12 protein-coding genes are annotated in these 13,176 nt (G+C 39.9%); 4 read left to right on the forward strand and 8 right to left on the reverse strand.

The window, feature by feature from the left end; all coding sequences use genetic code 11:
- Nucleotide 1: 1 nt before the first annotated feature.
- The 3 genes from CFH81_05185 (at nucleotide 2) to CFH81_05195 (ending at nucleotide 1,788) form a co-directional block, all read left to right on the forward strand.
- Nucleotides 2-403: a zinc chelation protein SecC gene (locus CFH81_05185; protein ID DAB39626.1), complete on the forward strand. Its 402-nt coding sequence runs from the start codon at nucleotides 2-4 to the stop codon at nucleotides 401-403.
- 105 nt (nucleotides 404-508) lie between these two features.
- Nucleotides 509-1,345 carry a hypothetical protein gene (locus CFH81_05190; protein ID DAB39627.1) on the forward strand — a complete coding sequence of 279 codons (837 nt, stop codon included), beginning with the start codon at nucleotides 509-511 and terminating at the stop codon, nucleotides 1,343-1,345.
- Between the two features lie 56 nt (nucleotides 1,346-1,401).
- A complete protein-coding gene (locus tag CFH81_05195; GenBank protein ID DAB39628.1) occupies nucleotides 1,402-1,788 on the forward strand; it encodes a Holliday junction resolvase RuvX in 387 nt (128 codons plus the stop codon).
- A 41-nt stretch (nucleotides 1,789-1,829) separates the two neighbouring features.
- On the opposite strand, the gene CFH81_05200 is transcribed toward CFH81_05195, so the two are convergent.
- From CFH81_05200 to CFH81_05230, 7 genes are all read right to left on the reverse strand, one after another.
- Nucleotides 1,830-3,041 (reverse strand): multidrug ABC transporter substrate-binding protein, encoded by a 1,212-nt coding sequence (locus tag CFH81_05200; protein DAB39629.1) that lies wholly within the window; start codon nucleotides 3,039-3,041, stop codon nucleotides 1,830-1,832.
- Nucleotides 3,031-3,711 (reverse strand): macrolide ABC transporter ATP-binding protein, encoded by a 681-nt coding sequence (locus CFH81_05205; protein DAB39630.1) that lies wholly within the window; start codon nucleotides 3,709-3,711, stop codon nucleotides 3,031-3,033. The genes CFH81_05200 and CFH81_05205 overlap by 11 nt, the downstream gene beginning before the upstream one ends.
- Nucleotides 3,708-4,916 (reverse strand): efflux transporter periplasmic adaptor subunit, encoded by a 1,209-nt coding sequence (locus CFH81_05210; protein DAB39631.1) that lies wholly within the window; start codon nucleotides 4,914-4,916, stop codon nucleotides 3,708-3,710. Before CFH81_05210 ends, CFH81_05205 begins: the two co-directional genes overlap by 4 nt.
- 136 nt (nucleotides 4,917-5,052) lie before the next feature.
- Nucleotides 5,053-8,094, reverse strand: coding sequence for an acriflavin resistance protein (locus CFH81_05215; GenBank protein ID DAB39632.1), 3,042 nt, complete (start codon nucleotides 8,092-8,094; stop codon nucleotides 5,053-5,055).
- A gap of 11 nt (nucleotides 8,095-8,105) precedes the next feature.
- Nucleotides 8,106-8,813, reverse strand: a complete 708-nt coding sequence (locus CFH81_05220; GenBank protein ID DAB39633.1) for an efflux transporter periplasmic adaptor subunit — start codon at nucleotides 8,811-8,813, stop codon at nucleotides 8,106-8,108.
- Nucleotides 8,810-10,057 (reverse strand): transporter, encoded by a 1,248-nt coding sequence (locus CFH81_05225; GenBank protein DAB39634.1) that lies wholly within the window; start codon nucleotides 10,055-10,057, stop codon nucleotides 8,810-8,812. The genes CFH81_05220 and CFH81_05225 overlap by 4 nt, the downstream gene beginning before the upstream one ends.
- A 62-nt stretch (nucleotides 10,058-10,119) precedes the next feature.
- A complete protein-coding gene (locus CFH81_05230; GenBank protein DAB39635.1) occupies nucleotides 10,120-11,217 on the reverse strand; it encodes a glycosyl hydrolase in 1,098 nt (365 codons plus the stop codon).
- A gap of 483 nt (nucleotides 11,218-11,700) precedes the next feature.
- Here CFH81_05230 and CFH81_05235 point away from each other — a divergent pair, with 483 nt between their 5' ends.
- On the forward strand, nucleotides 11,701-12,282 hold the full coding sequence (locus CFH81_05235; GenBank protein ID DAB39636.1) for a thioredoxin: 582 nt from the start codon (nucleotides 11,701-11,703) through the stop codon (nucleotides 12,280-12,282).
- A 1-nt stretch (nucleotide 12,283) separates the two neighbouring features.
- On the opposite strand, the gene CFH81_05240 is transcribed toward CFH81_05235, so the two are convergent.
- The gene (locus tag CFH81_05240) at nucleotides 12,284-13,087 is read right to left on the reverse strand and encodes a DNA processing protein DprA (GenBank protein DAB39637.1); all 804 of its coding nucleotides are present in this window, start codon (nucleotides 13,085-13,087) and stop codon (nucleotides 12,284-12,286) included.
- Nucleotides 13,088-13,176: the final 89 nt, after the last annotated feature.

Consider the following 13,176-nt stretch of genomic DNA (forward strand, 5'->3'; position numbering starts at 1 on the left):
GATGCCTAAAATTTCTATCAATGCATCATGTCCCTGCGGGAGCGGAGATAAATATAAAAAATGCTGCCGTATTTACCACCAAGGAGCGAAAGCTCCGGATGCATTAACCTTAATGAAAACTCGTTATAGCGCATACGCTGCAAATGAATATGCTTATATTATCAAAACAACGCACCCTAAGAATCCGGATTACTCTATAGAAATGCAAACATGGAAAACCTCTATTCTTGCATTTAGTAACCATACAGAATTTCTGGGTTTGGAGATCATTGAATTCATAGATACCCCCCATGAAGCATTTGTTACTTTCACAGCACATCTTTCAAGCGGTATCTTAAACGAAAAAAGCCGTTTTTTAAAAACGGATGGCAAATGGCTCTACGTAGACGGAGTATTGTTTTAAATCTTCTTCAAATAACAAGAATGAAAAATAAGATATAATTCCTAAAAAATCTATGCCGTCAAAGCAGAATCAAACATTAGATTTGACCCCAAAAAGAGAAAGAAAATGAAAAAAATTAAACCCATTTATATAATATTGTTAAGTACTCTGTGGTTTATCATTGGATGCGGTTCTGATGACACTCCAAAACCAAATACACCAAAAAATAAAGCAGGATTTCATACCGACCGATCAAAATTTATTGCAACTATAGATGCGGCCGCTTCAGACAAACAAGAAAGAAACAACTATATTGATGAATTTATTGCCAAATCAGACGTTCAGTGCCAACGCTATTTGGACAGACCTCTCAGAAAATCCGAAAGCAAATCAAAAAGTGCACTCTACATGAATCTGTTTGATGCTGTAAGTGCAGTATTTGGCACAAAAGATGTTACAGACAGCGCCAAAAAACTGTATATGAAAAATCCAAACGGTGAAAATGAAGCGAAAATGGCCTATGAAAAAGCCCTATCTTTTGAGATCAAACGTGGCGTAGAGATTGCCCGAGAACGCTATGCTCAAACTATGTTGATTAAGAAAAACAGGCTCATAGAAAGCTATACGATTGCTATGCTTGAGCAGGATATACAAAACTACGATAAATTATGCGATTATGAATATGGCCTCGTAGAGATCAACAATATTCTCAAAAAAGCACAAACACCAACCACCGTACAACCTTTTTCTTCAAGACTAACCATAGACCCTGCTTCTATCAAAAATAAAGTAGAGGCCGTCACTATCGAAGCCAAAAGCAAAGAAGAGAAAAAGAAAAAGAAAAAGACAAAGAAAAAGAAAAAGAAAAAGAAAAAGAAAATTATACAAAGCGAAGAAGAAATGCAAATCATAGAAACATCTCTTGATGGCAATACCTCTTTGGCCGCCAATCTTCAAAACTAACTATAATTGCTGCAAACGTGATTCATTTTTACAGCAAAAAAGGATACAATCTCTTTATGAAATTAGCCGGTATAGACATTGGACTTAAGCGTATTGGCGTGGCAATTTGCCTGGATGACAAGATTGTTATGCCTCAAAATGCCATTCTCAGAAAAAACCGCAACCAAGCTGCACGGGATGTAAAAACTTTTTTACACGAATGGGAGATAGAAAAACTAATCGTGGGAATCCCGAAAGACGGCAGCAGCAGCAGCGAAATGGAGCGCCGAATCAAACACTTTGTCTCTCTTTTGGCTCTTGATATCGAAATCGTCTATCAAGACGAACAGGGTTCCAGTTTTGAAGCCAAAGAGCTTACGATGGGAGAGTTTAAACATAAACGAGACGGCAGACTTGATTCTGTGGCAGCAAAGATCATCTTGGAGAGATTTCTGCATTTGTAGAGTCTTTTTGTCCATCCAAAAAGATAGCGCTGGGCATCCTGCTATTCATACCTTAAAGCATCAATCGGATTCATATTGGCTGCTTTACGCGCAGGAATGATCCCAAACACAATGCCGATCAGCATGGAAAAAAACAAAGCAACCATTGTAATTGTCGGATTGATTACCAGCGCAATATCAAGCCAAAGCGTTACGCCAAAGGTGATTGCAACACCCAATACAATTCCCACAACTCCCCCCAATCCTGAAAGCACAATAGATTCGATCAGAAACTGTATCAAAATATCTTTTGCCATTGCTCCTACTGCCATACGAATACCTATCTCTCTTGTGCGCTCCGTAACCGAAACAAGCATGATATTCATGATACCGATTCCTCCGACTATCAAAGAAATTGCGGCTACTGCGCCCAGCATGATTGTCAATATCGTAGTAACTTCTGAAATCGTATCAATAAGTGCTGTCATGCTCCTTACTGAAAAATTATCTTCATCTGCTGAATCTATGCGTCTTCTTTCTCTGAGCAGCTGCTCTATTTGAACTTTAGCCTCAACAAGCGGGATATTCTCTTTTACTGCAGCTATCATAAGGTGAATATTGTCACTGCCGCTAATGCGTCGCTGAAACAAAGAAAAAGGAACCAGCAGCATATCGTCTTGATCTGAACCAAACGTGTTGGCACCCTTAGTCTCAAGAACCCCTATGACTTCGCAAGAAAAGTTTTTAAGACGTATTCTCTTGCCGACAATCGATTCAGAAGGCGCAAAAAGTGTTTTAACGACAGTCTGGCCTACGATGCACACATTTTGTCCTGTTCTTAGTTCGCTTTTATCAAATACTCTTCCCTCTTGCAGATTCCAGTTTTGTGCAATCAGATAATCATTTTCAACTCCTCTGATGTTCGTACGATAATTTTGATCTTTATAAATTATGGTCATCAAAGCATTTTCTACCGGCGAAATAGCCCTGAGTGTATACAAAGAGGATCGCAATGTTTCGAGGTCTTTTTTTTTGAAAGGTATCTCTATAGCACCCCGATTGCCGGGTCCGCGTTGTTGTCCTGGCATAATATAAAGCGTATTGCTCCCCAGTTTTTCAACACTTTGAGTAATTGATTTACTTGCTCCTTTGCCTATATTTACCATTGCGATCACAGAAGCAATACCAATCACTATCCCGATTGCAGTCAGTAAAGAACGCATCAGATTTCGCCTGATCTCGCGCAATGCCTGAAAAAATGCATTACGAAGCATGATTGACCTCTTTTTCAATCATTCCATCGCGCAGATATATCGTTCTTGAAGCATACGCAGCAATATCCTCTTCATGCGTAACCATAATCACCGTAATGCCCTGCTTGTTAAATGTCGTAATCAATTCCATGATCTCATGGCCGCGCTTGGTATCAAGATTTCCCGTAGGTTCATCGGCGATCAGAACTTTTGGGCGGGTCACCATTGCTCTGGCGATAGCTACACGCTGCTGTTGTCCGCCCGAAAGCTGTCCGGGTTCATAAAAGATTCTATCTTCCAATCCTACTTTTTCAAGGGCTTCATAGGCCATTTTTTTGCATGTCGCGGCATCTAGTCCCTGATATATCAACGGTATTTCAACATTTTCAAGAGAGGTGGTTTTTTTCAAAAGATTGTATCCCTGAAAAATAAATCCCAAAACATGGCGTCTAAACAAAGCGCGCTGGTCTTGATTGAGATTGCCGATCTCTGTATCAAAAAACAAATAGTTGCCGTTGCTGGGCACATCTAGGGTACCTAAAATATTGAGCAGTGTTGATTTGCCGCTTCCGCTTGGCCCCATGATGGCGACAAATTCTCCCTCTTCAATGTTTAAATTAATCCCTTGAAGTACCGTTGTTGCCGTCTCTCCTTCTCCATAGGTTTTCTCAATATTTTTCAGCACGATCATAATCGTTTTTCCTGGTTGATAATCACACCGTCATCCTCATCAAGCTCTTCTGCATTAATCGCACTGATGGGGCCGTTATGCCCCAGTACTTCAACATAGATCTTTTTAGGTACGCCGTTTTTAAGAACCCAAACATGAGGATTTGGATCTATGTCTATCTTTTCTTCTTCTGCGCTGCTGAAAAGATTTTTTGTTTTTGGCTGAACCGGAATATAAAGCAGTGCAGCTCTTTTAATAATAAAAGCATCTTTAACCTCCCTGATAACAATATCTGCATCCACACTCATTCCGGGTCTCAATAAAAGTTCTTTATTGTTTACCTCCATAATCGCTTTATAGGTCACGACACTCTCTAAAATTTCAGAATTGATGCGCACCTGCTTGATTGCTGCATTAAATAGTCTCTCAGGATAGGCGTCAACGCTAAAAGTAGCCCGCTGTCCTACTTGTATTTTTGCAATGTCTGCCTCATCAATGCTGATTTGAAGCTCCATGTTGGTCAGATCTTTAGCGATACTAAACAATACCGGAGTTTGAAAAGAAGCCGCAACCGTTTGCCCAGGATCAATATTGCGCACCAAAATCGTTCCGTCTACAGGAGAGTAGACTTTTGTTTTTTTTAGATCATACTCTGCCGATGTGAGCGCATGTTTGGCTTGTTCTATCTGGGCATTGGCATTGGCGATTTGCGCTTGGGCCAAAAGATAGTTTCCCCAGTCGCGGTCCCAGTCGCTTTGTGTAGGCAACGCGCCTTTGGAAGTGCTTCTAAGTTTTTTATTTCGCTCCATCGTTGTTTGCGCCTGATAGTACTGCGCCTGGGCGCTTTGCAGTGAGGCATTGGCTATCTCCAGTGACGCCTTTGCTCTATCAAAAACACTTTGGTATTTTGTAATATCCAGCACAGCCAACAGTTGTCCTTTTTTGACCTCATCGTTATAATCAACATACACCTCCTCTATCGTTCCGGAAACTTCGGTTCCTACATCCACACTTTCTACCGGCTGAATATACCCGCTCGCAGAAACCGTCAGTTCAAGGTTTCCTCTTTTTAGAGGATCTGTTATATACCGATATCCTGTGCCCCCTGATCCTTTAATAAAAAAACTATAGAATCCTATGCCTACGGCTAAAAATAATATACTAAAAAAGATGATCCATCTTGTTTTATGATTTTTATACTGAATAATTTTTTGCATCTCTTCCATCTTTTTCCTTTCTTCATATACCAATCAACACCGCATATTTTTTGTTGATTGTGTTAAGACGGTGCCGCTTTACCATTCTAACGGAGATTGGCTGCAATGTCAATTTGAGGTTTGTGCGGCATCCGCTTTTCTGCTTTTACGAAACTTTTCCTACTTCGTACCATTTTCTCAACCATTTATCAAAAGGCGTAATGAATCTATAAATCACCGGCACAATGAGCAGGGTTAGCACCATGGAACTTAAAAGTCCTCCTATGACAGCAATGGCCATCGGCGCTTTCGTCTCACTTCCCAGCCCTGTTGCTATGGCCAGCGGCAGCATTGCAAACACCATTGCAAGGGTTGTCATCAAAATCGGTCTGAGTCTTTTTTCGCCCGCTTCAAGGAGCGCTTCGTCTGTATTTTTTCCTTTTCGCATCGCTTCATTGGCAAAATCCACCAGCAAAACGGCATTTTTTCCTACCATTCCCATCAGCAGCATAAAGCCGATCATCACAAAAAGACTAAATTGCAATCCGCTCAAATAGAGCGCAAGCATCACTCCAATGATACTAAGCGGCAGCGAAACCATGATAATCACAGGCTGGATCAAAGATTCATACAAAATAGCCAGAATGATAAACATCAAAATGACAGAAAGTCCCAATGCAACACCAAATGCCTCCCCTGTCTTAACCATTTCTTCTGCAAATCCGGTAAACTTATAGGTTACTCCCTTAGGCAACAGCTCATCAATTTTTTCTTCCGTATATTTGACTGCTCCTCCAAGATCAAGCCCAAACAGATCGGCATATATACTGACCTGTCTTTGTCTGTCAAAATGATAAATGCTTGCCAAAGAAGTGCTTGGAACAAAATTGACCAAACCGTCAAGATAGACAAGTGCTCCGTTTTGCGCACGAAGCTGAATCTTTTTCAAATCTTCAATCGTTTTTCGATGAGCATCATCAAATCTAAGCGTGATATTATACTGCTTTCCCTTTTCCTCAAAATGAGATATTTCCAGATCGCTTGAAAATGCAATCGCGACAGCCTCGGCAATCTGGGAAGCAGTGATCCCCATTTTGCTGGCATTTTCACGCAATATCTGAATATCTATTTGAGGTTTTCCTTCATCTAAATTGGTATCAATATCGACAAATCCTTTTTTTTGGGCAAGATAGCCTGTCAGATTGTGTGCGGCTGTCTTCAGTGCCTCAAATGAATCTGACTTTAAAATGATCTGGTAGGGAACGCTTGCTCCTGCTCCTTTAATGTTGGGGATCGCTGCAGCCGTAATATATAAATTTTTTTGGTAAGGCTTGAGTTTTTCTCTCAGACTCTGGATAATCTCTTCTTGATTAAGTTTTCTTTGCATCTTCGATGTCAGCTGAACATAAATAAGTGCCTTGTGAATTTCTTGGGAACTGTTGTACCCTACACTTAATGTGGTATAGAGTACATTTTTATCCTTTTTAACCAATGCTTCAATCTTTTTTGATTGCCTGATCATCTCCTCCAGAGAAATTCCCGCCTGTGCCCGGATCTGGACTTCAAATTCAGCTTTGTCTTCCTTGGGAATAAAATCCATACCGATCTTAGGAAAAAGGCTCAAACTGCCCACAAACGCAGCCAATACAAAAACAATTGTTAAAATCTTAAACTTCAAAACAAAACGCAATGAGCTTGCATAGATAGTTTCCAAGCCTTTAAAAAAAGGCTCGGTTACGGTATAAAATCGGCTCTCTTTTTTATGAAGTGTTCTTGCGCTCAAACTGGGAATAAAACTTAACGCTATCGTATAAGAGATAACCACAGCAAAACCAACCGTCATGGCAAAAGATTCAAAAAACTTTCCGACAATACCGCTCATATTTGCAACAGGGATAAAAACCGCCAAAAGCATCGCCGAGATCGCCAAAATAGCAAACGAAATCTCTTTAACGCCTTCATAGGCCGCCTCAAATCTTCCTTTTCCCTCTTCAAGTTTTTTGTAAATATTCTCTATAACAACCACCGCATCGTCAATGATAATACCTATTGCAAGCGTAAGTCCAATAAGCGTCATTCTATTAAGATCATATCCCATAAAATGCATCAACGCAATTGTGCCAAATATTGAGGCAGGAATAGAAAGTGCTGAAACAAAAGTAATAGTCATATTTCTCAAAAATACGAAAATAATGATAACAGCCAAAAAAGCACCGTAGACCAAATCAAATTCAACATCTTTAAGCGAGTGAATAATGAAAGGCGAAGTATCATTAAGTATTTTAACCTCAAATTTTTCTTGGGCAAGTTCTTGCAGCAAAGGCACCTCTGCTTTTACTTTGGCAACAATATCAAGCGTATTGGTGCCAGAAATCTTTTGCACTTCAAGCATTACTCCCTCCACGCCGTTGTAGGAAGCATAACTTTTGGCATCACTCAATCCGTCATCTACTTTAGCAATATCTTTAAGCCTTATGCCTTCTTTGATATTGATATTTTCAAGTTCTTTTATACTTAATGCATCCGCTTTGGTCTTTAGGATAAACTCTTTATCTTTGGCAATAAGCTTGCCTCCGCCGATTTTGATATTTTCTTGGGCAACAATACTGTTGAATTCCGCTACCGTAATTCCATATCGGGTAAGTTTGGTGATATCAGGGTAGATTTTGATTTCTCTATCCTTATAACCGATAATGTTGATTGCTCCTACGCCGTTGATCTTCTGGATGATTGGTTTGACTTTTTCATCAGCAAAAACCATTAAATTTTGCACCGTATCATTTTTTGCCGTAACAAAAAGATTGATTATCGATGCGCTGCCGATATCAAGTTTGCTTACCAAAGGCGTTTTGGCATCTTTCGGAAGAGAAACTGCAGAAACTTTATCCCTTACATCATTGGTTGCCTCATCAATGTCACGCTCTAAAAAGAATTTAACCGTCACAATACTTACGCTGTCACTGCTTGTAGAAATTATAGAATCCACCCCTCCTATTCTTGAGATTGCCTCTTCTATCTTTTCGGTCACCTCCGATTCGATTGTAGTTGGTTCAGCTCCCGGATAAACAGTTTTGATCGTTACGAGGGGAAAATCCACATTAGGAAAAAGGGCTGCTGGCATAACTTTGAAACTCATCCACCCGAAGATAACCAAAGTCAATGCATACATTAATGTAGCAATCGGTCTATTTATGGCAAACCTATACATAGTGTTCCTGCTTATTTGTCATCTGCGATAATTGTTCCCTGACCAGAAAGACCCACCATCAAGTCTTTAGCCTCAACCTCTGCAATCACTTTTCTATTTTCCATATTCACCACAGGATGAATTTTAGAGATCTTCCCCTCATGCATTTTTTCATCTCCGTCTATTTTATATTTAAAGTGATCTCCTACCTTTACTTTGGCATGATACTTTTGGTCAAACTCCAGAATCAATTTTCTCTCGTGTGCGCTTTGTATCTTCAAGAGCGTTCGGATCATGGCCCCGCTTACCACATCCCCTTCCTCTAAACTCTTTTCATAAATAACCCCATCAAAAGGAGCCCTTAAAACGGTTTTGTCCAATAGTGACTTTTGGTATGCTGCTTGCACCTTGGCATTCTCATGCTTGAACGCATATTGGTCAAATTGTGATTGGTCAATGATCTTTTTGACTTTCACCTGTCTATCATAGTCTAATTTCGCATACTTCAGTGCCACCTGCGCACCTTCTAGCATCACTTTAAGATCATCGTTTTGCAGTGTTGAAAGAACATCCTCTTTTTTGACTTCGCTTCCAACATCTACAGTCACTTTTTGCACAATACCGCTGCTGCTGAAAGCAAGATTGGCACTTTTTTGGGCTTCTACTTGAAATGTGGCGTAAACTTCTTCCGCAGACATCGCCGTTATCATCCACAGCATGCTCCATATAATTTTTTTCATCTTATAAACTCCCTGGGGTCTTTTCCTGCATAGTAATAATAAATTGATTTGGCTATCTCATAGTCATACAGTGTTCCTTCATAGCGCGCTTGAGCAAGCGTCTGCTCGTTTAGCGCATCAAGATAGGCAATGTTGTCCACCAATCCGACTTCAAATTTCTTAACAATACTTTTATAGGTGCTTTTTGCCGCCCTGAGTGCACTGCTTGCACTCTCAAGTTTGACGCGGATCGTTTTGAGATTGCTGCTGGATAGATTAAAATTCATCTTCTGTTCTCGTACCCTATAAGAATGCTCCGCCTCCAATGCCATTTTTTGATAGATCACCGCTTCGCGTTCTTTTTTCATCTTTCCATGATCAAAAAGGCGCATATTCACAGAAAGTGTGACTTTGTTCTGATGATCGAGCAATAAGCCTTCCGTACTGAATCCTCCTGAGTTTACCAGATCATCATAGTGTGATTTGCTATAGGTATCTTCGAGTATCACTTGAGGCTTGTATCCTGCATCGATAGCCTTGGCATTCTCCTGAAGCGCATTCGCATTAGCTTGCAAGATCTTGCTGTTTTCATAAGCTTCAAATTCTACATGCTTAGGTTCCGCAAACTGATTGTTCTTTATATTTTTAACCGGCAGTCCGCTCATAAGCTGAAGATTTTCTTTCTGTGTTTCAAGCAAAAGCTTTGTATTTTCTATCGTGTAACGATTGTCTTCATACACGGCTTGAAGTTTGTCTATCTCTTCTTGTGTCGCCAGTCCCGCCTCAGTGAATTTTTTCACACGAAGCATCTGGGCTTGCAGTTCTTTGGATTGTCCGTCCAGTGCGTAAAGTATTGCTTTGAGTTTTTGTATCGAATAGTAGCGATTGATGATATCTAGTGAAACACTTTTTGAAAAAGCGTTTTTTTCAAATAAAGAGGCTTGGTGCTCAAAAGATTTTGATCTCTTTTGGGCACTTTTTCTTCCTCCGTCGTACAGTTCCATTCCTACAGAAGCATATCCCGTGCTCACTTCTCCGGGACTGATGAGAGAGTTTGGATTGACTCGGCTGTAGCTTGCACCTATGTCCAGTGTCGGCCAATAAGCACTCTGCTTCGCTTCTACTTCTTTAGCCTTCGCTTTGCTTCTGAGTTCACTTGACTCCATAAGCGGATTATGCGTATGGGCATGATCTATGAAATCTCTCAAACCGTACGTTTGAGAAAAAACCCAAACAGGTAAAATTATCATCCATAAAATTCTCATTATTTCTCCTTGCTTGCAATTAGTGTACGTACAAACTCTCTGTCGTTATTTTAAAGATTGTTTTACAGCTTCTCTTTGAGCGCCTGGATGCGACGATAGGCATTATCAATAGTTTCTTTTTTAATCTCACCGCTTTTAACCATCTGCGCAATTAGTCCGACCAAAGTTTTGGTGCTTACGGTTTTTCTCGGATCAAGCTGGTTTCCAAAAAGCAGCAGATCATTTCCCGCATTGATTGCCAGCTTAAGCGTATTTCTTAGACCATATTTTTGTGAGATGGCTCCCATTTGCAAATCGTCCGTGATTACTATACCACGATAATCTAAATCCCGGCGTAATTTTTGAGTGACAGTTTTAAATGAAAGGCTTGCGGGATAATCCGCATCAAGCTTTTGATTGAATACATGGGCAACCATAACCGTATCCGCTTTAGCTTTAAGAAGGCGGTAAGGTTCAAGCTCTATCTCTTTCCACACCTGAGTGACATCAACAAAGCCTTTATGCGTATCCCCCAAAGAAGATCCGTGTCCAGGAAAATGCTTGATAGAAGTAAGTACGCCATGCTGATGCATCGCATCAATAAATGCAGAAGCATGGGCTGCAACACTTTGCGGATCTTTTCCAAAGGAACGTCCAAGTCCATAAATCACCCGGTTTTTAGGATTGATTGCCAGATCGACTACCGGCGCAAGGTCAAAATTGATTCCGACACTTTGCAGCTCCCGGCTCATTTTTTGATAAACAGTTTTTATTTGAGATGAATTCATTTTGCTGACTTGGGCAGCTTTGGGAAACCTGCCGTAAAAACCGTAAGCACTTTTAAGTCTTTGAACCTTTCCGCCTTCCTGGTCTACCGCAATAAGCAACTTTCCGTCTTGACTGCATGCTTGCAGTTCCTTTGTCAATTGGGCAAGTTGTTTTTTTGAAATAATATTTTTAGGCTTATTTTTATCCACCGGGTTATAATCAAATAAAATAACGGATCCCAGATTGTATCGCTTGATATCCTGGCATATCTGCGTATTTGCTTTTGCCGTAGTGCCATGAAATCCCACCATTAACATCTGACCTATGCGCCTCTCTAACGATAAGTCATCCTTTGCTATCAAACCAGAAGCAATACACATCATGTTCACAGCAAAAAATAGTTTTTTTAACATCCTTTGACTCCTTCATTTTTTAGAAAATGAAGTATAGCGATATTTTGATTATTAGTGTACGGTTAACCTTTGAAATGTATCATAACATTACAAGAGCATCCGGGGTACATATCCCACCCTATCTTGAAATATAATATTTTACTCCTCCTTATTAAAATATTTCCCTCCCTTTTATTCCGGATGCTCTTTGTAGATTAATTTAGACAGCATTTTCTATCATATCCTTTTCACATTTTTATTTAAACGATTTTTGATTATTAGTGTACGGTTAACCTTTGAAATGTATCATAACATTACAAGAGCATTCAGGATGTCCATCCTGTACTGAAATATGATATTTTACTCCTCCTTATTAAAATATTTTCCCCCTTCCTTTTATTCTGGATGCTCTTTGTAAATTATTTTAGACAAATACATTTAATTGCACATTTTTTACATCTTCAATAGTGTATAATGTTTAAAATTATATTTAAAGGCTTGAATATGAAAAAATTAGTAACATTGGCATTTTTGATCTTTTCTCTTTTCTCTTATGCGCAGGCACAAGAAATACCAAGCAAAGAACATGCGTTTACGATCACCGACATTAAAGGGATTTCTTATGAAATTAACGGCAAAGAAGAGGGTCTAGACATTAAAGGGCTTGAAGGGAAAATTGTCTTTTTGGAATTTTTTGGGCACAAGTGCCCGCCATGCTTGGCTAGCATCCCCCATCTTATTAGCCTGCAAGAAAAATATAAAGACAGCTTAGCAATCATAGCACTTGAGGTGCAAGGATATGACAATGCAAAATTATCTGCATTTGCGAAAGAAAAAGGCATAAATTATATTGCAGTATCTGAAGAAACAAGCGGAAATTTTGTTAATTATATTAGCCAAAGAGCCGAATGGAATGGAAATATTCCTTTTTTAATTGCGTTAGATACAAAAGGAAGCGTTCAGTTTATTCAAGCAGGAATGATGCCCGAAGAATCCCTGGAAGAACTCATCAGACAACTCACGCCCCCCACCATAGCGGAAACCAACCAAACCAACCAAACCAACCAAGCCGCCCAAACTAACTAATCTACTGTAATCTCACGATACCGTTGTGTATCGTGATACTTCCCTCCAATTCAGCTTCATATACTTTCTCTTTAAATTGAGCCAATGCCTCATCCAATGTAGGCGAAGTTTGGCAAAAATAAAAAAAATCATCTTTTTCCAAAGAGTCACTGCTTGGAACCTCCCCAAATAAAGAGGCAAATCTCTCTATGTCGTAAATAGGAGTTGCTTTTTCTTCTAAAAGCAAAAAAGTTGTGCCGCTGCTCTCTTCAAGCCTCTGAGGCAATACAAAAATTTTTTTGCCCATCTTTTGTGCATACCGAACCGAACGCATGGAACCGCTCTCAAGATCCGCCTGGGTAACAATGAGCATATCTCCCAAAGCAACCACCAGTTCATTTCTCACTACAAAGCTCCAGGCTGTTGCCTTAAAGCCATTATTGAATTGACTGAGGACAAGCCCTTGTTTTTCTATTCTCTCTATCAATGCTCTATTTACTGAAGGATAACGGATATCCAAGCCGTTGGCCGCTACAGCTATAGTGTTTTCTTCCCCTGCTCCTGCATGCGCCACAGCATCCACCCCCATTGCCGCTCCGCTCACAATACATACTCCCCGTTTTGCCAAAGCTTTTGCAATAGTATAGGTAAACTGTTTGGTATAGTTTGAAGGTCTCCTGCTTCCCACGATAGAGACCTTGGGACGCTTAAGCAGATCAAGATTGCCTTTATAGTAAAGCGAAGAGGGAGGTTTTTTCATTGCATCCAATGCAGCAATAGAATCTAAAAGAAGTTGACCCATCTTAAAAACCTTTTTTTTGATCATATCACAAGGCTTTCTTTGGAGAAAAAAATCTGTCAATTTGTCATCAAATCATCTCTTTTCATATGAAAGAGGCTGACACGCAAAGCACA

Source organism: Sulfurovum sp. UBA12169 (assembly GCA_002742845.1).
In the GTDB taxonomy this organism is placed as follows: Bacteria; Campylobacterota; Campylobacteria; order Campylobacterales; family Sulfurovaceae; genus Sulfurovum.